The organism is Kribbella albertanoniae (genome assembly GCF_004348455.1).
GTDB lineage: Bacteria > Actinomycetota > Actinomycetes > Propionibacteriales > Kribbellaceae > Kribbella > Kribbella albertanoniae.
This window is the reverse complement of sequence record NZ_SMKA01000005.1, coordinates 22427-43245: the sequence shown is the minus strand read 5'-3', so window position 1 is coordinate 43245 and position 20819 is coordinate 22427. Positions and strand designations below refer to the sequence as shown.

Here is a 20819-nt window from a genome sequence, read left to right as displayed (position 1 = left end):
GGAAGCAGGATGATCGCGGACGCTGTCGTGCCGATCGCCTATGCGCTGAAGGGTAAGCAGCACGCGCACCATCTGGCCACCTACAAGTTCGAGCATCCCTCGCAGGCGGCTCGTGGCGCGCTTCGCGCGCTCGGCATGCTGTTCCTCGGCACGCATCGACGCTGCCTCGAAGGTCCAGCGGGCGGCCGCCTGACCCACGCGGCAGTAGTTCCGAGCACCCGTGGACGGACTGGGATACATCCGCTTCAAGCGCTCCTCGCTCCAGGTCTGTCGTTGCCGTTTCTGGCAGTCGCAATCGGTGCGCACCATCCCCCCGACGACCGAACCTTCCAGCCCGATCGCTTCGTCGCACCCCCGGTCGACGGGGCTCGGGTCCTGCTGCTTGATGACACCTGGACCACGGGCTCGAGGGCACAGTCGCTTGCTCATGCCTTGAAGGTGTCGGGTGCGCAGGCTGTCGTGACCGTTGTCCTGGGTCGCCATGTGAACGGTGCCCACGCGGGGTCGAAGGCGCTGGTCGAGCGAGCGCGTGCGGCAGAGTTCGACCTCTCGGTCTGCGCCCTGGACGGCTGATCGCCGCCGCCCAGGAATACTTCCAGATCAGGATGATTACTCTGCGGAGCTGATCGGTTACTACTGTCTCGTCATGGACCTGAAGACGCCGATCAGCACCGTGATCCCCTCCCTGGACGGGCCGGTCCTCCAGGTCCTGGCTCGGGCGGACGAGGGGTTGTCGGGGCGTGAGGTCCACAAACTTGCAGGTCAGGGCAGTGTGGCCGGGGTCCGCCTGGTCCTCCAGCGGCTCGCCGCCACCGGCCTCGTCCACGTCGACGACGCCGGCAACTCCCTGTCCTACCGGCTGAACCGCAAGCACCTCGCTGCCCCGGTCGTCGAGTTCCTGGCCGACCTCCGCGCCGCCCTCGTCAACCGCATCGCCGACGAACTGACCGCCTGGCGCCTCCCGCCGGTCCACGCCTCCGTGTACGGCGCCCTGGCCCGCGCCGACGGCGACCTCGAGTCCGACGTCGAGCTCCTGCTCATCCGCCCCGACGACCTCGACGCCAACGATCCCCTCTGGAACGAACAAGCCGGCCGCCTCATGCAAACCGTCGTCGACCTCACCGGCAACCCCGCCCACGTCTTCGAACTGAGCCGCACCGAACTAGCCAACCACCTAGCCACCGAAGCCCCCATCCTCAACGACTGGCTACACCCCACCCTCCACCTGTCCGGCCTCCCGCTGGCCACCCTGCACCCCGAGCCTGCCCTTCACTGAGAAAGCGGACCCCAGCCACTCACCAACCCCTCAAATCGCCCGGATTCACTCGATCCCCAGGCGGGAGACCCGCAGCCAGCCGGAGTTGGTCAGTGGCGGCGGTCCGCGGGCAATGCTGGTCGGCGGTCTTGCTGTCATCGAAATGTCATGGGAGGTGCGGAGACTCGGAGAGCGAGGGCCGATCGACGGGAGCCGAGGATGATCTACAACCCGCCACCGAACTGGCCGCCGCCACCTGAGGGTTGGCGGCCGAAGCCTGGCTGGCAGCCGGATCCGAGCTGGGGACCGCCGCCGCCTGGATGGAAGGTGTGGCTGCCGGCGAACTCGTCGGGCCGCGCGTTCGGCTATGCCTACGCCGCGGCCGGCATCGTCGGATTGCCGACCCATATCTTGGCCTACATGACTGATGTGACCTCGACCTACGCGGTGATGAGCGGCTTCGTCTACGCACCGATCGGGGTGGCCATCCTGGCTAGGATCACCACGTTCAGATGGCATTTCGCCGTCTACCTGCCGGTCGTTCTGGTGGCCGGCCTGCTGGCCTCGGAGTTCTTCGTCGGCTCGAACAGGCCGTGAGCTCTGACCATCAGCCCGGCGTGGCTTGATCTGATGAGCTGGTGCGTTAGCGGCTGGGAACAGGCATTGGTATGGCCAACTACGAGGTCAACGAGGTCGCGGTCGAGTACGCGCGGAAGCTGATCGACTCCCGCCAGTACGTGCTCGACAGCGACTGGGGCTCGGTGCAGCCGCGCGCAGATGCGCAGAACGCCTTCCTGGAGAAGCATTCCTGGGCCGAGTACTCGGCCTGGCACCTCGGCCTCACCGAAGGCGCGAGCGATGAGACCAAGGCACGCTACGGCTTCGTGTACGGCGACCTCCGCCGCATCCACCGAACAGGCCTGATCACCTGCGTCTACCGAGCCTCCGAATGGCGCCACAAGAAAATCGAACTGGCCGCCCACAACCTACTCCAACACCTCGACGCCAAAGCCGGCATCACCTAGCCACGGGCCGGGGCGGAGGTAGTTCAGCCCACCCGTGCACGTGCTTCGAGGCGAGGTGATTGCGGCCGCCGGCCCGTGACTGCCCGCCGCGGCGCTCAACGAGATGGGTCTGAGGCCGTCAAGCTCCCCGACTTCCTGCTGGGTGGTTCGGTGTGGGGGCGCCGATGCAGGAATTAGACGCCGCCACACCTGCTCTGTACGACACCAACTCGGGGACGGCATACACCCGAGTTCCGGTGACGTGCTCGAAATGCTCGGTGACCGACTTGGGAGGGCCGAGCACGGCGAAATGCAGCATGCTCGGCAGCAAGACCCCGCCGACACCCTTGCGCATGGCGTGCGCGACGAGGAGTTCAAAGCCATCGGCCAAGTCTCGATCTGCCCGATGTACACCTCTGCGAGCGTGAAGCCTTGCGCCTCGGCGAAGTAGCTAAGTTGCTGCGTCGAGTACGAACCTCGGTCTGAGTCATCAAGAGGTGCTGGCGGAAGTAGCCGAGCACCACCGGGCGGGGCTTCGCCTCATCGGTCATCGTCGCGGAGACGCCGGAAGTGATCTGAGTCGCGTGAACCATCGGGATAGAAGCAGCCGGAGGCGGTCAGGCACTGGCGCCTCGCCATGTCGTGCAGGCAGTCCACGATCATCAGCACGGTGATGACGCCGGTACCAAACGACAACACGAGCATTCCCGTATTCATGATTTGAGCCTAGAAATGCGCAGCAGGCCGCGGCCATTGGAATTGCGATTAGTTGCTATGCGATCTCTTCGAAGATGCTGACCAGTAAGGCTCTCGCTTCCCGTCCATAGATCGCCGGTTGCCGAAGCCTGGCCAGGCTCCGGCGCGGCCTATACACAGACCCTGCACTTCCAGGACGACCCGGACTCTGGCGACGCCGACTGCTGTGCCCGCACCGACGCTGGCGCCTACCCCGCAGACGCGCTGCGTGCCACAATCCCGATCGTGGCCTACATTCCTATGCCAGACGACCGCACAGAGCCCGCTGAGGTCACCGACGAACATCGCACTGCGTCGTCCACCCTCCTCCAAGAGCTTTGCTCAGAGGTCAGTTCGACTCGCGACAGCAAGACAGACAACCACCTCTACGTACGGGTGGGACACTACGAGCAACCCGGCTTCTTGAATCCGAAGCTGTTTGGGTTCTGGCTCCTGCCTATTCATGCAGACAACCAAGCGCCCCGCCCAATCCCACGCCTGGAGGCTTTGGGGCACGATTGGGCAAGCGAGCAGATGGCGGACTGGATCGACTCGGCTGCACTCGAAACCCTGCTGAATAGCCCCGGGGTGACGATACAGTCGCCAACCGACAGTTCGCAGGAATCGCCATCGATCTGGGCATGCGTCCTCAACTCTTCGATTGAAACACAGATCGAGTCAACGCTAACTGCGCTGGCGATGCTGGTCGCGCGGCAGGATCTCGTTAGGAGAACCCCTAAAGAGAAGATTCCATCTCTGCCTGATCAAGCAGCTCGGGTGGACCAGGAGACCACTAACCTGGTCGGTGCCGAAATCCGAAATCACGGATGGCAAAATGCGTGCCACGCAATACGCGCTCGCGCAGATGCGAGCGGGTTCACCTTGAATGTCAGATACGAGGCCCCGCTGCTCGCCGCTGAGCAAATCCGCACCCGAATGCCGCTGGTCAGACATGTCTACAACTCCATGCCTAATGCTCGTCTCACCATCGACAAGATCGTCAACGTTCTCACCCAAGGGTGGACGATCACGGGCCCCGGTCCTGAGAGCATGCTCCAGAAGGCCCGTGACCTCCTGGAGATCGGTGGAATACCGTCGCTAACGGCCCAAATGGCAAGAGATGGGTTCGTTTGCGGAATGGGCCTCCTGTCAATGGAAGCTGTGCCTCTGAAAAATCCGTGGGTGATTAGACCGGAGGATATCTTGGAAATATCCGAGAAACACGCCCTTGTAAATCGAGAACATGTTCCAGTGAAGATCTCTCCCGTCCTTCCGGTGAAGGGAGGTAAGCAACTCGGGTCTACGCTCGGCCTCAGCATTCTCGAGCCTTTGGTTATCACCACTGCGAATCGTGAATCTTTCCTTCACATGCTTCTGTCCGCCAAGGTGATGCAACAATTCCCGGATGCACGTGCGCAGGTCGGAGACTGGCCAGAGGTTTCCCAGAAGCTGGCCGAGCAACAGTTGGCAGCTCTCTCCAGGGCTTCGGTCGAAATCTTCAACCCAGCGGCGGTCCATATGCCGGAGCCGAAGTCACCGATCTACTTCCCTGGGATGGAGATCATGCAACCGGACGTTCCCAGGATCGCTGTCCAGGTGGCCGAGTGACTGTTGACGCGAACTCAGGCAAGCAACTCGCTCACAGCGCTCTGGTCACCACGGCTCTAAGCGTTCCTGAGCCGATTACCAGATGTGACCTACTAGCCTCGGCGCTTCGGCGTACCGCAAGAACTTGCTATAGCCGTTCAGCAGCGTTCAGCCTGGCGCAACTGGGACGAGTCGGAAGGCTCAACACAGCCACGAGGACGCCGCTCCCGGACTACATTAACCGCCTCACGGTGTTGCTGGCCGTCGCGTCGAACTCAATCTCGGTTGAGCATCGCGACATATTGAAGGCGGGCCTCAGTGCTGACAGATTGCTATTTCTGATTCTAAGCGGCCAACCAGCGACAGCGGCCTCCGCCAGAGACATCCTTACGGACATTTCGAAGCTCCCGATATCGCTCCAGACAACTGGACTCCGATGGTTCACGGACAACTACCGGCTTGACGCAGAGTTGCCGCAGACGATTTATGAGGCGATTGTCTTGGACGGCCCGGCAGGGCTTGGTGGAAGCTTGCTGGATCTGATGCTGCTTCAGGTTCGACACGTCGCCGCGAGCCTGCCTGAGCGCCAAACATTGGCTGTCTTTGACAAGATTTGGCACCTCGCGAGCGCTCCTCTCGACCCTTATGACTCCAATTCCAGGAGACCGGGCGCCTCAGCGGCACTAGTAGATCTAGCAGCGCAACGCCCAGAGATTGAATCGCATCTCACAAAATTGTGCGCAACCCTCAGTGGTCCGAAACGAATTGTCGCACTAGATCTCCTGGCGCAAAGCGTTCGGAGCAAAGGGACTGAATCAGCAGCATCATTCATGAATATCAATAAGACGCTGATGTTGAGCAGTCACGAGGCAGAAAGGTTTGCGAAGGCTGCGGACACATCACTCCGCACAGCGCCCAAGGTTTCATTGCCTTCGCCAACTCGCCGGTTCGGTGAACAGATCACCACATTTGCAACCGGATTCGCCTTAAGTGTAATTCTCGTAGCCGCGCCGGCGATCGTCGCTTTGATCATTTCTACCCACCGTGATATCGAATGGAAGTGGCTTGCAAAAATTTCACTTGCGGCGATGCCCCTAGAGGGGGCGATTGCCATCGTTGCTCTCATTGCAACTATAAACGTGTTTACAGTGCAACTATCGACACAAAGACTCCCTGGGGCGGTCGCGCGGGTGGCCGGGCAACCCTGGCATCTGGCGGCCGCGTATATAGCGGCGCTATCGTTGCTATCGACTTCGACGTATACACCAACGCCGACGCCGAAGATCTGGCCCATCCTCCAGGCGGCTCTCCTTATCGCATCGGTCGGCTGGATGGCAGCCGCGATGTTTCGGATTTTCCACAGGACGGACCCGGCCGAGGCATGTAAATCGTACGTCGACCGACATCTCCGTAAATGGAATCGAGCAAGCTCTGTATTCGGTTCCACGCAATTCTGGGCAACACATCTGTGGAAGGGGCTAGATTCGCTGCCATCCGCTGGAACCGGCGCTCGCCATATGGTTGGTCATGACATATTGCAGATTGACGCCCCGACCCATGGCATCCTACTACCAAAGCGTCGCCAGGCGCTGCGAGTTCTGTCCGATCCGGTCTTTGCAGATGGTGCACATATTCAGTTCAATTCGCAATTCGGGTTGATCGCCTCGGCTGGGGACACAATCGCCTATGTTAAGCCGCCGGCCTCCCAAAAGTTGCCGATGTCACTTCAAAAGAGGCTGCGCAAGTGGTTGAGGCCAGTCGATGCTGGACCACTGGAGGAGGTGAGCATTCAGGCTGTCACCCTGGTCTCGCTCGCCTTGAACAGCGCGAAGACTGGCGACGTTCGACTGGGAGAGGCCATCGCAGAGCAGGCCAGCCGCATTCTGTCCGAACACCTTCTGCGGGCTAGCACCGAGCGTTCGCGACTGCGAGCGAAGCACACTCGCGATGATGGCGGCACGCATCTCGGATCTGGACTCTCCACCGTGTATCCAGTCAGTCCAGTCCTGCGCGACGTAATGACACTTCTCGTTTCAGCCACAAGCAATAGCGATGATGGAGTCCGGAAGGCTGCCGACGTCGTCTTCAATCATTGTCTCTCGGCCTCTGGACCAGAGGAACAGACGCCGGTCATTTTCATCGGGCGACTCTCGGTCGCCGATATCAGTCAGTACAGGCCCGATCACCTAACTACCTGGCTGCGGCGCGCAGGCGTGACGGCACTGCGCCTCAGGCAGCGCGAGGCATTCGAAATGGTCGTAACGAGACTTCGCGAAGTCGCAAGAATTCCAAAGTTCGAGACACTCAGCGTTCGGTCTTTGTCTGCGTTATGCCTTGCTGCAGTCCGTCTCGATCCCGGTCAGTTTCGGGTTGCGTGGAACGCGATTTCGGATTGGGCATCCACTGCAAAGAATCCGACTGAGATCGTACGCCTTGCCATGCAAGTTGGTGCGGGCGCCCAGGAGAGCGGAGCGTTCACCGTCGCTCACACCTGCGCTCGGTCGATAGTCGACGACGGATCGCTTGATGTTCTCAAGACCCTAACTGACCTCGACCACGTATTCTCTGAAGCTGTCACGGCACAGCTGATGGAGACCGACCTAGGCCGCATCCCAACAGACACGCTTGAGAGGTTCCGCGACTACGCAGCAGTGCTCTAGGCGGGGCGTGCCGGATCCGTGCCCGATCTGAGGGATCGCGCAAGTCGGGGGCGGTCTACAACGATTCGACGAACTCGGATGACATCTAGGCGTCGGCGCGCTCAGGCGTTTCTGTGGCTGACAAGGCAGTTCCTAAGCTGATCGACACTCTCCCCGGGAGTCTGCCGCCGGCTGGCTCAAGGGCGCCCGATTCAGCCGCCAGAGAGCAGTCTCAAAACTCGTCTTATCCGCATCCGGTCGGGGACGTTCAGCTAGGTTCCCAGACGATGTGGCCCGCGTGCACGGCCCTGGGCGAACGTTGAACGGCTGATTGGGGACGTGGAAAGCGTGTTGGGGCAACCCCTCACGAGTTCGAATCGCGTACTCTCGGCCAACATCCTAGAGACTCAGAAGTCATTGCCGCAGACCGGAGCATGATTCCGGGTCTGGGAGTTGGAATGAGAGCCGGCTGGCTGGCTCGCTTGCTCAGGAGCCACCCGGACCTGCTTCGTCTCAATTTGCGACGGTCCGCCCATACTCGTGAGCAGGGAACGGCGTCGAGCCGCAGCGACGGACAATGAGGATGGAGGCGATCCGTGGTTACGGACAACTGGCCGGTCGACGTGAAGTACTGTTCGCGTCGGCTGACCCGGCAGATAGTCGGTCAGGATGCGGCGCCACGCTCAAAGTGGCTGAGGAAGGTCGGCCTCAACCTCGGGGCCAAGGCTGCTGGCGTCTCAGCAGAGGTTGGGCTCCGCGAGGTCGATCGCACCAATATCTACGACGTCGCCCGCCGCGCCATCGACGTGGTCTCTGATAACACCGGCACCCTGGCGAATCCTGGCCACTATGTGCGGGCGACCGTTGACCTCTCGTGGGGTGCGATCCCCGTACACATGGGCTGGGACCGAGCGCAGAACGTGCGAGTCGCTTGCTTCTTCGCCGACGTCGAGGTCCCTGATGTAGGAAGTATCTTCCCCGGGCTCTTCGGCTCTGCGACGAACTTCCTCGGGGTTGCCGACGAGGAGTACTCAGGTGGTTGGATGCCGTCCGACGCGGAGGGGATGTACCAGATACTCGCGGACGCTGCCGAGCCTGAAGATCCTGTCGTCGCGACGAAGTTTCTCGAATGGGACCGTGACCTGAGCTTGCAATCCCGACTGCGCTCGGCTGCCACGATCTACACGACCGCAGCAACGCAGGGACCAGACAGGATGGACGTACTGTTCCGGCCGTACGACACGGCCAGGGACGTCGACCTGTCGTTTCACGGTCTTAGTCCAGGGGAAAGCGGCAGGTACAGCCTTGTGATGCTGGGCACCCCGATCTGGGTCGCGACGCCGGAGCCCCAGGCCGAATAACGCGTAAGGGTGCGGCCTTGATTCAACGATGCCGCACCCTTCAAACCGCGGTGCCATCCAACCTCAGTCACGGGTGGGCAAGATCCGTGCGCCTCGAATCAGGTGCACGGGTGGGGCAAGTGCATGCACCCGGAATGACATGCACGGGTGGGCTAATCCACATGCACCTGGCATCACGTGCACGGGTGGGCTAATGACCGAGCAACGGCGCCATCAGGCGGGCCAATTGGCTGTTGCGGTTGGTTAGGCGTTCTTCGGTGTCGGCCAAGGTCATGGCTCGGAGGCCGGTGTTGATGCCTAGCCAGCGGAAGGGTTCGGGTTCCCAGGGGCGGGAGTGGTGGCCGACCCAGGGGAGGCGGGTCAGGGCGGTGTCGCGGCGGAGGATCAGGTCGGTGAGCGTGCGTCCGGCCAGGTTCGTCGTACTGACGCCGTCGCCGACATACCCACCCGCCCACGCGAGCCCGTCCTCGAGCCCGACCGACGCGCACCAGTCCCGCGGTACGCCGAGCGCCCCGCCCCACGCATGCGAGAACCGCAGATCCTCGAGCCCGAACAGCTCCCGCAACGTCCCTTGCAGCTTGGCGAACACGCGCGGCTCCGAGTCGTACGCCGGACGCACCCGCGACCTGAAGTGGTACGGCGCCCCGCGCCCACCGAACACGAGTCGCCCATCGGCAGTCCGCTGCCCGTAGATGATCAGGTGCCGGTGATCGCTGAACGAAGGCCGATCCGCCAACCCGATCCGATCCCACACCGCAGTACTCAACGGCTCAGTTGCCACCACCAACGAATACACCGGCGCCACCGCGCGTCCCCCGGTGAACCCCTCAGTCGCACGCACCACAACCTCAGCCCGCACCACGCCGTACGGCGTGATGGCTCTTCCGCGAGAGATGACCTCCACGGGCGTCTGCTCGTGAATGACCACGCCAAGGCCCTCGACCACCGAGGCCAATCCACGCACGAGCTTCCCCGGATGGATCACCGCGCAGTGCGGCGTGAATGTTGCCCCCAGCACCTTTGTCGCGCGGACATGGGCCTGCACCTCGTCACGTTCCAGGAACCGCAGATCGCCCGGACCCCACTCGCCTGCCGAAGCCACCTCCAAGCGGGCTCGCGCCAGTTGCGCCTGCGAGCGGGCCAGCACGATCGTGCCGCCCTTGTGGTAGTCGCAGTCGATCCCCTCGGCCGCGCTCACCAGACCGACCTCGTTGACCGAATCCTGCATCGCCCGGTGCATCGCGATCGCCGCGTCAAGGCTTGATCCCGGCAACGCAGCCAGCTTCCGCGCCGACGCCGGGAACAACGCCGAGCACCACCCACCGTTGCGCCCGGAAGCCCCGAACCCGACCGTCTCCCGCTCCAGTACGACGATCCGCAGCGACGGGTCGGCCTTCGCCAGGTAGTAGGCGGTCCACAACCCGGTGTACCCGGCGCCGACGATCACCACATCGGCATCCCGGTCGCCAGCCAACGGAGCCCGGGTCACCTCAGCAGTGCCCCAGAGGTTCAGCGCACACCCCACGAGTAGGTCTGCTTCACCAGCTTCAGATACACGAAGCTCTCCGTGCTCTTCACGCCCTCGATCTGCCGAACACGCTCGGACAGCACCTGCAGCAGGTGTTCATCGCTCTCGCACAACACCTCGATCAGCAGGTCGAAGGAACCGGCCGTGATCACGACGTACTCGACCTCGTCCATCGCGGCCAGCTGTTCCGCGATCGGTTCGAGTGCCCCCTCGGCCTTGATCCCGATCATCGCCTGCCGGTCGAACCCGAGCTCGAGCGGATCGGTCACCGCGACCACCTGCATCACGCCGGCGTCGGTCAGTCGCTGGACACGCTGCCGTACGGCGGCCTCCGACAACCCGACCGCTTTCCCGATCGCGGCGTACGAGCGCCGTCCGTCGACCTGGAGCTGTTCGATGATCGCTTTGGAGGTCTCGTCCAGCAGACCTTGGTTCTTGTCGGGGTGCCCCGTTCGTACTGCCACCTGGTGATCCTGTCAGCGGTACCGGACCACAAGCAAGCCGCCGAAGCGGAATTCGTTGTGAAAATCCAAGTTTGCTACGGAATCCCTTGTCTCTGTCCCGATGGTTTGACAGTATCCACCGCGACAGCCCCTGCAAGGAGGTACGCGTGAGACCTCGTCGTACGCCGGTTCTCGGCCGCCGGGCGGTGTTGCGCGGCCTCGGGTTAGGGCTGGGGGCAGGCGCGCTGGCAGCCTGCGGCATCCCGCCGGCCCGGCAGAGTGCGGACAAGTGCATCAGCACCGACCAGTCCGGCACCCAGAAGCTGCTGAACTTCTCGAACTGGCCGAGCTACATGGACGAGTCCGAGGAGAAGGTCAACGGCAAGACCGCATTGCCGACCCTGGACGCGTTCCAGAAGCAGAGCGGGATCCGGGTCACCTACACCGCCGACGTCAACGACAACTCCGAGTTCTACGCGAAGGTTCGCGACCAGCTCGGTACCTGTCAGCCCAGCGGTCGCGACATCTTCGTGCTGACCGACTGGATGGCCGCCCGGATGGTCAGCCTCGGCTGGCTCCAGAAGCTCGACCACGCAGCGGTGCCGAACGTCGACAAGTACCTGCTCGAGCAGCTCAAGTCGCCGACCTGGGATCCGAACCGCGACTACAGCGTGCCGTGGCAGAGCGGTCTGACCGGGATCGCCTACAACGCCAAGGTGACCGGCGAGATCGGCAGCTGGGCCGACCTGGTCGGCAAGTCCGAACTCAAGGGCAGGGTCACACTCCTGTCGGAGATGCCGGACACGATGGCGATCATGTTGCGCCTGGTGGGTGCCGATCCCGGCAAGTTCAACGACGCCGAGTGGAGCAAGGCGCTGGAGAAGCTGGAGAGCTCCGTCGGCTCCGGCCAGATCCGCCGCTTCACCGGGAACGACTACGTGCAGGACCTGAACGACGGCAACATCGCAGCCTGTATGGCGTGGTCCGGTGACGTCCTTGCGCTCCAGGCGGACAACGCCGACATCAAGTTCGTCGTACCGGAAGAGGGTCTCAACCTCTGGTCCGACAACATGCTGGTGCCGAACAAGGCGACCCACAAGGCGAACGCCGAAGCGCTGATGAACTACTACTACGACCCCGAGGTCGCCGCCGAGCTGGCCGCCTGGGTGAACTACATCTGTCCGGTCGAAGGCGCCCGGCAGGCGATGGAGAAGATCGACCCCGAGCTGGTCGACAACCCGCTGGTCTTCCCCGACCAGGCCATGCTTTCGAAGACCTCGTCGTTCATGCCGCTCGACACGGCCAAGGCGAAGCTCTACGAAACCGACTTCAACCTCGCGATCGGGGGCTGATAGATGACCAGTGATCTTGTTCTAGAAGGCATCAGCAAGCAGTTTGCGGGTCATCGAGCCGTCGACAATCTCGACCTGACCGTCCCTGCAGGCAGCTTCTTCGCGCTACTCGGTCCGTCAGGCTGCGGCAAGACGACGACCCTGAGAATGATCGCCGGCCTGGAGGAGCCGACCACCGGCACCATCCGGCTCGGCGACGACGAGATCACCGGCCTGCGCCCGTACAAGCGGCCGGTGAACACCGTCTTCCAGAACTACGCGCTGTTCCCGCATCTCGACATCTTCGAGAACGTTGCCTTCGGCCTCAAACGCCGCAAGGTCAAGGACTACAAGCCGAAGGTCGAGGAGATGCTCGACCTGGTCGAGCTGAACGACTACGGCAAACGTCGCCCTGGGCAACTATCTGGTGGCCAGCAGCAACGAGTTGCCCTGGCCCGCGCGCTGATCAACCGCCCGCAGGTCCTGCTGCTCGACGAGCCGCTCGGTGCCCTCGACCTGAAGCTCCGCCGCCAGATGCAGCTCGAGCTGAAGCGGATCCAGACCGAGGTCGGTATCACCTTCGTGCACGTCACCCACGATCAGGAAGAGGCCATGACGATGGCCGACACGATCGCGGTGATGAACGGCGGCCTGATCGAGCAGCTGGGTAGTCCGGCCGAGCTGTACGACCTGCCGGCCACCACGTTCGTGGCGAACTTCCTCGGGCAGTCGAACCTGATTCGCGGCGCGATCATCGGCCAGGCCGACGAGAACCTGATCGTGGATGTCCAAGGCCGCAAGGTGCTTGTTCCGAAGGCCCGCTGCCGGGTTACCGAAGGCGAGGTCTGGTTGGGGATCCGGCCGGAGAAGGTGTTCCTCGCCCCAGCCGGCACCGAGGAGGGTGACGGGGTGAACCAGCTCCTCGGCGCCGTCGTCACGGACGTCAGTTACGTCGGCGTCAGCACGCAGTACCTGGCGAAGCTGCCGTGGGGTCAGGAGCTGACGGTCTTCGAGCAGAACACCGGTGCCCGGGATACCTTCCGGGCCGGCGACGCGGTCGACCTGCATTGGCGGCCGGCGCACAGCTTCCTGCTCGACGCGGCGCAGGACGCGCTGGCCGGGGTCGAGGACGTGGAATGAGCGCCGTCGGCCAGCTGAGCGCCGCCAGCCAGACCCCGGCTCCACCGCCGCCACGGTCCGGGCGGCGATTGACGGCGTACCTGCTGTTGCTGCCCGGCGGTCTCTGGCTGCTCCTGTTCTTCGTGGTCCCGCTGGTGTCGTTGCTGGCAGCAAGTTTGTACGATCCGAACGGGTCGATCGAGGACGGGTTCTCGATGACCTGGAGCTTCGGCAACTTCGCCGACACGATGGCCGACTACGCGCGTCCGTTCGGGCGATCGCTCTGGTATGCCTTGCTGACCACGGCTTTCTGTCTGCTGCTCGGTTATCCGCTCGCATACGCGATCGCGATGAAGGCCGGCCGTTGGAAGAACCTGATGCTGGCGCTGGTGATCGCGCCGTTCTTCACCAGCTTCCTGATCCGCACGCTCTCGTGGAAGTTGCTGCTCAGCGACAACGGTTTCGTCGTGGACGCGTTGAAGTGGCTGCACATCCTCGGCCCGGACGGACGGTTGCTGGCGACAACGGCCGCGGTCGTGACCGGTCTGACGTACAACTTCCTGCCGTTCATGGTGCTGCCGCTGTACGCGAGCCTGGAGAAGATCGACCGCCGCCTGATCGAGGCCGGTGGCGACTTGTTCGCGGGCCCGCTGACGACGTTCCGAGTGGTCACCCTGCCGCTGTCGATGCCGGGTGTGGTCGCGGGCACGCTGCTCACGTTCATCCCGGCCGCCGGTGACTACATCAACGCACAGCTTCTCGGTACGCCGAAGCAGCGGATGATCGGCAACGACATCCAGCGACTGTTCTCAGCCGGTGCCTACCCGACCGCGGCCGCATTGTCGGTGACGCTGATGGCGGCGATCGTCGTACTGGTCCTGATCTACGTCCGCCGAGCCGGAACGGATGATCTGGTATGACGCGCGTCGGACGGTTCATCGGGCAGCACCTGATCATGGTGCTGGGTCTCATCGTGCTGCTGTACCTGTTCGCGCCGATCGTCGTTGTGATCCTGATGTCGTTCAACCAGCCGAAGGGGCGGTTGTCGTACACGTTCGACGGCTTCACCTGGGACAACTGGGCGAATCCGTGCCAGCCGTACGGGCTGTGTGACGCCGTGTCGACGAGTCTGCGGATCGGCTTGCTGGCGACCGTGGTCGCGACCGCGCTGGGGACGCTGATGGCGTTCGCGATGGTGCGGCACCGGTTCCGCGGGCGGTCGGCGACGAACCTGTTCATCTTCCTGCCGATGGCGTCGCCGGAGATCGTGCTCGGCTCGTCGTTGCTGGCGCTGTTCGTGTCGAGCGGGTTCGGCGGGCGGCTCGGGTTCTGGACGATCCTGATCGCGCACGTGATGTTCTGCCTGTCGTTCGTGGTGGTGACCGTGAAGGCACGGCTGGCCGGGATGGATTCGCGGCTGGAACAGGCGGCGATGGACCTCTACGCGAACGAGTGGCAGACGTTCTGGCGCGTCACCTTCCCGCTCGTCTTCCCCGGCATCATGGCGGCCGCGCTGCTGAGCTTCTCGCTGTCGTTCGACGACTTCATCATCACCAACCTGAACGCCGGCACCACGGTGACGTTCCCGATGTACGTCTGGGGTTCGGCGCAGCGCGACATCCCGCCACAGATCAACGTCATCGGTACGGCGATGTTCCTGCTCGCGTTGATCTTCGTCCTGGCCGGCGAGGTCACCCGCCGACGTCGAGCGAGGAGTTGAGGGATGAGCATCGGCGACGCGCTCCTCCCGGCTCACACCAGGGGAGTCGAGTGGTGAATGTGGCGGCGGCGTTGGCGGATGCGGCTCCCGAGGTCTTCTGGCTCGACGACCCGACGGCACCCGAGTCGGCGCCTCCGCTCACCGGCCCGATCGCGGCCGACCTCGCGATCGTCGGCGGCGGGTACACCGGCCTGTGGACCGCGCTCCGCGCCAAGGAACGCTTCCCGCGACTCGACGTCGTACTCCTCGAAGCCAACACCTGCGGCTCCGCCGCGAGCGGCCGCAACGGCGGGTTCTGCGACGCCAGCCTCACGCACGGATACGCCAACGGCCTCGCCCGCTGGCCCGAAGAGCTCGCCACCATCGAGCGCCTCGGCACGGAGAACCTCGATGCGATCGGCACCACGATCGTGCGTCTCGGGATCGACTGCGACTGGCGCCGTACCGGCGAGCTCACAGTCGCCACCGCACCTCATCACCTGGAGGAGCTGGCCGAGGAGGCGGCTCGCCGCGACGAGGTCGTGCTGCTGGACCAGGACGCCGTACGGGCGGAGCTCAACTCACCCACGTATCTCGGTGCGCTGTCCGATCCGCACTCCACAGCGCTGGTCGAGCCTGCGCGGTTGGCGTGGGGGTTGCGGCAGGCGTGTCTGGATCTCGGAGTGCGCATCTACGAGTACACCCGTGTGACGGCGCTCCACGACGGTCGGTTGACTACGACCAGTGGTTCGGTGCGTGCCGCGCGGATTGCCCTTGCTACTAACGCTTTTCCGTCTCTGCTGCGTCGGCTGCGGCTCTTCACCGTCCCGGTGTATGACCTGGTGCTCGCGAGTGAACCGCTGTCCCCGGCTCAGCTTGCCAGCATTGGCTGGCAGAACCGGCAGGGCGTCGGTGACGCGTCCAACCTCTTCCATTACTACCGGCTGACCCGCGACAACCGGATCATCTGGGGCGGTTACACCCCGCTGTACCACTTCGGCAGTCGGATCAATCCGGCGTACGAGCAACAAACCGCCGTACACAGCATGCTCGCCGAGCACTTCTTCAGCACCTTCCCCCAGCTCGAGGGTCTGCGCTTCACGCACCGCTGGGGCGGCGTCATCGACACCAGCACTCGCTTCTGCGCCTTCTTTGGCACTGCGCACGAGGGGCGCACCGCCTACGCCCTCGGCTACACCGGCCTCGGCGTTGCTGCGACCCGCTTCGGCGCCGACGTCATGCTCGACCACCTGTACCGCGAATCCACCGAACGCACCGCTCTCCGGATGGTCCGCACGCGGCCGGTCCCGTTCCCACCCGAACCCATCCGCTCCGCCGGCATCCACTTGACCCGGCATTCCATGTCACAGGCCGACGCCAACGCCGGTCGCCGCAACCTCTGGCTCCGCACGCTCGACCGGCTGGGCCTCGGCTTCGACTTCTAAACCGCGTGGAAGGTGACCGTGAATCCGCTGCAGTTGCGGCACTGGCGGACGGTCTGGTTGCCCTGCTCGGCATCCTGCTTCGACCACGCGTAAGCCTTGGGACACCGCGAACTGAGTGCGTCACTGTACGGCGTGCGGTGGTCGCGATCGAGATTGAGACAGTACGGCGTGACGCCGTTCGTGCCGACGCGTTTGTTGACCTGCGGGCAGTAGGGCAACAGGTTCTCGGGGCAGCCCATCGTCTCGCACTCCGGTGGTGAGCCCTGGGCGTCGTTGGCGCGGATCGTGATCGGCACCGAGAACGCGTTCACGTAACTGACGTTGTACCAAGGCGCGAGCCCGTCGTTCTGATCGAAATTGAACTCCGCCAAACTCGTCGGCTGCTCCCCAGTACTGCACCGATCAGCCCACGGCCCGCAGTCCCCCACCGCACACTTGAACGTAGACCCGGACTGCCCGGCACACCCCTGACGCCCGAAAAACTTCCCGCGCCAGTGATAAGGCCAAGCCCCCTCCGGAATCGTCACAGTCGCCGACTGCCCACTCGCCAACGTCGGCAGCCCACTCAAATTCACCGAGCTGTCCGCGTTGACAGTCGCCCCCACCCACAAGGTCTGCCCCGACTGGTTAACAAACGTCACCGTATGAACGGTCGCCGCACTCACCGGCGCCGGAATCCCCAGCAACAATGCAAGCGACATCAACACAGCAAGAAGCTTCGGCATATCGACTCCGCAAGATCGGGGCGGACGCGGACGACTGCCCCACCACCATCCCCACCCGCTACAACGATGTCAATGCCTCATGAGAGCGCGATCACCCCGCCACCAAGCCGCCCGCGCCACTGACCGGCACTTGTCTCAGCCCCGGACCGGACCTGCCACACTGACTAACCGGCTCGGGTAGCGGTTGCCGACCTGCGGTTGAGCGTACTGATACGCGCGCTGCGGGAGTTGATCAGTGCTGGAGGTTCGGTGGCTGGTCAGGCGACGACGGTGGTGTAGGCGCCGGAGGTGATGTCCTCGATCAAGCCGGGGCTGGTGGGCTTCCAGCCGAGAAGGTCGCGGGTGATCGTGGACTTCGCGGTCATCGTGGTGGCGAAGAAATGGGCGACGATGCCGAAGTGGTCGGCGGCGTCGGCTGGGGCGATCGACGTGACTGGTACGGCGAGCGCCGTACCGAGTGCTTCCGCGATCGCCTTGGTGCTAAGGCTTTCCTCGGCGACGGCGTGCAGGCGGGAGCCGGCTGGGGCCTGCTCGACAGCGAGGCGGATGAGGCGGGCAGCGTCGGTGCGATGGACCGCCGACCAGCTGGCCGAGCCGTCGCCGATGTAACCGGAGACACCGTGCTTGCGAGCAGCCTCGGCCAGCCAGGTGACGAAACCCCAGTCCCCACGCCCATGCACCGAGGGTGCAAAGCGAACCACAGCAGACCGCACCCCTCGGACGGCGGCATCCAGCGCAAGGTTCTCGCTACCACCCCGGTCGGATTCGGAGCCAACGGCCGGCGACGGATCGGTCTCGACCACCGGGCGGCCCTCGACGATTCCGGACAGGGCATTGGCAATCACGAACGCGCGGCCGGAGCCGGTGAGGACGTCGAGCATGGTCTCGGCAGCGGCCCGCTCGGCTCGGTCGGACTCGGTCGGATTGCCCCAGTCGTGCTTGTTGGCCAGGTGAACCACGGCATCCGAATCCGCAGCGCCCTTCCGCAACGACTCAAGATCGTCGAGATCACCGCGGTGCGCCAGCGCGCCCTTCGCGGTCAACACCGCGGCCGAGCTGTCCGAACGGACCAGCCCAACCACCTCATGCCCGCTGCTCAGCAGTTCGTCAACGGTGGCGGAGCCGATCCAGCCCGAGGCTCCAGTGACAAAGACACGCATGATCCTTCTCCAGATCCATTTCGATACACGATGTCCATTAATCTAGCAATATCGAGTCACCGTGTCCAGCTATAGTGCTGCCATGGAGAGCAAAGTCGGCCGCCCCCGCAGCGAACGCGCCCGCGAAGCCGTGCTCCACGCAGTGGACGATCTCCTCGTCGAGGTCGGCTATGCGGCCGTCACCATGAAGGGCATCGCCGAGCGAGCCAGCGTCTCCCGCCAGACCGTGTACCGCTGGTGGTCGACCAAGGCCGAGATCCTCCTCGAAGCCAGCGCCACTGACGCCGAGGACGAACTAGCCATCACCCCCACCGGCGACCCACTCGACGACCTGACTACCTACCTCCAGGCGCTCATCAACTTCCTCGCCCACTCCCACGCCGGCTCCGCCTACCGAGCCCTGATCGGCGAAGCCCAGCACGACCCCGATGTGGCGAAACTCCTTGCAGACAAGGATGTTCTAGGCGACAGCGCCCGGGTGGTCATCGCGCGCGCAGTACCGGCCTGCGACACACCCCAGGCCCTCGAGTTCGCCACCGCCCGCCTGATCGGGCCCACCTTCTTCGCCATCATGAGCGGCCGGGACCCGCGCCAACTCGACCCCCAGGCGCTCGCACGCACATTCCTTGCGTAGCCCGCCCGCGTGTCGCCGCCGCAGGCGGGGTTGCCTGTCGAGTTGGGGGGTTGCCCCTGAAAATCTCGATGGGCAACCCCCCAACTGGAGGGATATCCGGCTCTGTTGCTGGATGTGTGGGTTCTTGTACGGCGGTGTGGTGGCGGTGCGCTCGGATGCGGCCGGTCTCGTACGGCGGTGGTTGCTCGCCGCTGCGGCCGGCGTTACCGAAGAGGTGTGGCTGGGCGGGGTGCCTGGCTGGGCGGGATAGCCAGGTCGGCGACCAGAGGTGCACGAGGCCTGGGGCTGACGGGCTGTGGTTGCCGCCGACAGCGACGAGGCTTGCCTGCTGACCCGCCGCGGTGGTTTGAGGCGGGTCGGGCTGGTTGGGGTGCTGTCTGCGGGTGTCTGGTGGGGCTGGGGAGTCCTACCTCCCGAAATCGACCGTTAGCACTCCCCAGCCCACCCGCGGCCGAGCCGGCAACCGGGGGCCTTGAACAAGAAACGGTGGGCTTGAACAGGGAATTACCTGTTCAAGCCCACCATGCGGTGTCCCCACCCCCACTAGGTGACCGCGGCACACCCGCCGACCTCCACGCCGGCAGCAGAACGCCGTACCCGCAACGTCCGAAGGATCCGAGGGCGTGGTCTCCGGGCGTGGTCTCCGGATCTTCGGACGTTGTGACGGGCCTGACGGCAAACCACCCACTCACCGGACAGGCGGACTACAGCTTGGATTCGGCTTCGGTGAGGACTGCGCGGATGGTCTGCTCGATTTCGTCGAAGTGGGACTGGTCGCAGATCAGCGGTGGGGAGAGCTGGATGACGGGGTCGCCGCGGTCGTCGGCTCGGCAGTAGAGGCCGGCGTCGAAGAGGGCTTTGGAGAGGAAGCCGCGGAGGAGGCGTTCGGACTCGTCGGCGTTGAAGGTTTCCTTGGTGGCTTTGTCCTTGACGAGTTCGATGCCGTAGAAGTAGCCCGCGCCGCGGACGTCGCCGACCAGGGGCAGATCGAGGAGCTTGTCGAGTGTGGCCCGGAAGTCCCCCTCGTGGTTCCGGACGTGCTCGTTGATGCCTTCGCTCTCGAAGATGTCCAGGTTGGCCAGGGCGACCGCGGCGGAGACAGGGTGGCCACCGAAGGTGTAGCCGTGGGCGAACGAGGCGTCGCCCTTGGAGAAGGGCTCGAACAAGCGATCGGTGGCGATCGCGGCGCCGAGCGGCGAGTAGCCGGAGGTGATGCCCTTGGCGCAGGTGATGATGTCGGGCTGGTAGCCGTAGCGCTCGGCGCCGAACATGGTGCCGAGGCGGCCGAAGGCGCAGATGACCTCGTCGCTGACCAGCAGTACGTCGTACTCGTCGCAGATCTCGCGGACCCGCTGGAAGTACCCGGGTGGCGGCGGGAAGCAGCCGCCGGCGTTCTGCACCGGCTCGAGGAAGACCGCGGCGACCGTCGACGGGCCCTCGTTCTCGATAGCGACCGCGATCTGATCGGCAGCCCAGCGACCGAAGGCCTCCTCATCGTCACCAAAAACCGGGGCCCGGTAGAAGTTGGTGTTCGGCACCCGGAAGGTCGACGGCACCAACGGCTCGTACGGCGCCTTCAGGTCGGGCAGCCCGGTGATCGACAGCGCACCATGCGTGGTGCCGTGGTACGCGATCGCCCGGCTGATCACCTTGTGCTTCCCGGGCTTGCCGGTCAGCTTGAAGTAGTGCTTCGCCAGCTTCCACGCGGTCTCGACGGCCTCGCCGCCACCGCTGGTGAAGAACACCCGGTTCAGATCGCCAGGCGCGTACCCAGCCACCCGCTCGGCGAGCTCGATCGACTTCGGGTGCGCGTACGACCACAGCGGGAAGAAGGCCAGCTCGGAGGCCTGCTTGGCGGCGGCTTCGGCGAGCTCGGTGCGCCCGTGGCCCAGTTGGCTGACGAAGAGCCCGGCCAGGGCGTCCAGGTAGCGCTTGCCCTGAGCGTCGTAGATGTAGGCGCCGTCACCGCGGACGATCACCGGGATGTCGGCCTTGTCGTAGCTCGACATCCGGGTGAAGTGCATCCAGAGGTGGTCGCGCGCAGACTGCTGCAGCTTGGCGAATTCGGCATCTCCGATGGTGTCGGCCATGGGCGCAATCCTGCCCGGGAAAATCTTCGCTGGCAAGTGATTTCGTACCTCTGAAGCCGATAGA

At 64.2% G+C, this 20819-nt stretch carries 20 protein-coding genes; 14 read left to right on the top strand and 6 right to left on the bottom strand.

The genetic code is table 11. The features are described 5' to 3' along the window. Positions 1 to 9: 9 nt before the first annotated feature. From E1261_RS02715 to E1261_RS02700, 4 genes are all read left to right on the top strand, one after another. Positions 10 to 573, top strand: coding sequence for a phosphoribosyltransferase (locus tag E1261_RS02715; protein ID WP_132401242.1), 564 nt, complete (start codon positions 10 to 12; stop codon positions 571 to 573). 73 nt (positions 574 to 646) lie between these two features. Next, the gene (locus E1261_RS02710) at positions 647 to 1276 is read left to right on the top strand and encodes a hypothetical protein (protein WP_132401239.1); all 630 of its coding nucleotides are present in this window, start codon (positions 647 to 649) and stop codon (positions 1274 to 1276) included. Positions 1277 to 1474: 198 nt separating this feature from the next. After that, positions 1475 to 1852: a hypothetical protein gene (locus E1261_RS45845; RefSeq protein WP_202874256.1), complete on the top strand. Its 378-nt coding sequence runs from the start codon at positions 1475 to 1477 to the stop codon at positions 1850 to 1852. A 71-nt stretch (positions 1853 to 1923) separates the two neighbouring features. Beyond that, on the top strand, positions 1924 to 2280 hold the full coding sequence (locus E1261_RS02700) for a hypothetical protein (protein ID WP_132401236.1): 357 nt from the start codon (positions 1924 to 1926) through the stop codon (positions 2278 to 2280). A 519-nt stretch (positions 2281 to 2799) separates the two neighbouring features. Here E1261_RS02700 and E1261_RS45065 read toward each other — a convergent pair. Continuing rightward, positions 2800 to 2976: a hypothetical protein gene (locus E1261_RS45065; protein WP_165952329.1), complete on the bottom strand. Its 177-nt coding sequence runs from the start codon at positions 2974 to 2976 to the stop codon at positions 2800 to 2802. A gap of 264 nt (positions 2977 to 3240) precedes the next feature. Between E1261_RS45065 and E1261_RS02695 the strand changes: the two genes are divergently transcribed. The 3 genes from E1261_RS02695 to E1261_RS02685 all read left to right on the top strand — a co-directional run bounded on the left by E1261_RS02695 (position 3241) and on the right by E1261_RS02685 (position 8581). Then, positions 3241 to 4602 (top strand): hypothetical protein, encoded by a 1362-nt coding sequence (locus tag E1261_RS02695; protein ID WP_132401233.1) that lies wholly within the window; start codon positions 3241 to 3243, stop codon positions 4600 to 4602. A 230-nt stretch (positions 4603 to 4832) separates the two neighbouring features. Then, entirely contained in the window at positions 4833 to 7241 is a 2409-nt protein-coding gene (locus E1261_RS02690) for a hypothetical protein (RefSeq protein WP_132401230.1), read from the top strand. 575 nt (positions 7242 to 7816) lie between these two features. Continuing rightward, a complete protein-coding gene (locus E1261_RS02685; protein WP_132401227.1) occupies positions 7817 to 8581 on the top strand; it encodes a DUF7019 family protein in 765 nt (254 codons plus the stop codon). A 190-nt stretch (positions 8582 to 8771) separates the two neighbouring features. On the opposite strand, the gene E1261_RS02680 is transcribed toward E1261_RS02685, so the two are convergent. Beyond that, on the bottom strand, positions 8772 to 10106 hold the full coding sequence (locus E1261_RS02680; protein WP_132401224.1) for an NAD(P)/FAD-dependent oxidoreductase: 1335 nt from the start codon (positions 10104 to 10106) through the stop codon (positions 8772 to 8774). Continuing rightward, a complete protein-coding gene (locus E1261_RS02675) occupies positions 10091 to 10573 on the bottom strand; it encodes an Lrp/AsnC family transcriptional regulator (RefSeq protein WP_132401221.1) in 483 nt (160 codons plus the stop codon). Before E1261_RS02675 ends, E1261_RS02680 begins: the two co-directional genes overlap by 16 nt. A gap of 146 nt (positions 10574 to 10719) precedes the next feature. On the opposite strand from E1261_RS02675, the gene E1261_RS02670 reads away from it, so the two are divergent. The 5 genes from E1261_RS02670 to E1261_RS02650 are packed head-to-tail and all read left to right on the top strand — an operon-like array spanning position 10720 to position 16146. Then, complete coding sequence (locus E1261_RS02670) at positions 10720 to 11904, top strand: polyamine ABC transporter substrate-binding protein (protein WP_132401218.1); 1185 nt, start codon at positions 10720 to 10722, stop codon at positions 11902 to 11904. 3 nt (positions 11905 to 11907) lie between these two features. After that, entirely contained in the window at positions 11908 to 13023 is a 1116-nt protein-coding gene (locus tag E1261_RS02665; protein WP_132401215.1) for an ABC transporter ATP-binding protein, read from the top strand. Further along, complete coding sequence (locus E1261_RS02660; RefSeq protein WP_132401212.1) at positions 13020 to 13922, top strand: ABC transporter permease; 903 nt, start codon at positions 13020 to 13022, stop codon at positions 13920 to 13922. Before E1261_RS02665 ends, E1261_RS02660 begins: the two co-directional genes overlap by 4 nt. Then, positions 13919 to 14722: an ABC transporter permease gene (locus tag E1261_RS02655; RefSeq protein ID WP_132401209.1), complete on the top strand. Its 804-nt coding sequence runs from the start codon at positions 13919 to 13921 to the stop codon at positions 14720 to 14722. Before E1261_RS02660 ends, E1261_RS02655 begins: the two co-directional genes overlap by 4 nt. A 53-nt stretch (positions 14723 to 14775) precedes the next feature. Continuing rightward, entirely contained in the window at positions 14776 to 16146 is a 1371-nt protein-coding gene (locus tag E1261_RS02650) for an NAD(P)/FAD-dependent oxidoreductase (protein WP_238175965.1), read from the top strand. On the opposite strand, the gene E1261_RS02645 is transcribed toward E1261_RS02650, so the two are convergent. Next, complete coding sequence (locus tag E1261_RS02645; protein ID WP_238175976.1) at positions 16143 to 16847, bottom strand: thaumatin family protein; 705 nt, start codon at positions 16845 to 16847, stop codon at positions 16143 to 16145. The two genes, E1261_RS02650 and E1261_RS02645, sit on opposite strands and share 4 nt — an antisense overlap. A gap of 281 nt (positions 16848 to 17128) precedes the next feature. Further along, complete coding sequence (locus E1261_RS02640; protein WP_132401200.1) at positions 17129 to 18031, bottom strand: SDR family oxidoreductase; 903 nt, start codon at positions 18029 to 18031, stop codon at positions 17129 to 17131. Positions 18032 to 18113: 82 nt separating this feature from the next. Between E1261_RS02640 and E1261_RS02635 the strand changes: the two genes are divergently transcribed. Next, entirely contained in the window at positions 18114 to 18665 is a 552-nt protein-coding gene (locus E1261_RS02635; RefSeq protein ID WP_132401197.1) for a TetR/AcrR family transcriptional regulator, read from the top strand. A 112-nt stretch (positions 18666 to 18777) separates the two neighbouring features. Continuing rightward, entirely contained in the window at positions 18778 to 18915 is a 138-nt protein-coding gene (locus tag E1261_RS45060) for a hypothetical protein (RefSeq protein ID WP_165952328.1), read from the top strand. Between the two features lie 454 nt (positions 18916 to 19369). On the opposite strand, the gene E1261_RS02630 is transcribed toward E1261_RS45060, so the two are convergent. Next, positions 19370 to 20755, bottom strand: coding sequence for an aspartate aminotransferase family protein (locus tag E1261_RS02630; RefSeq protein WP_132401194.1), 1386 nt, complete (start codon positions 20753 to 20755; stop codon positions 19370 to 19372). Between the last annotated feature and the right edge of the window lie 64 nt (positions 20756 to 20819).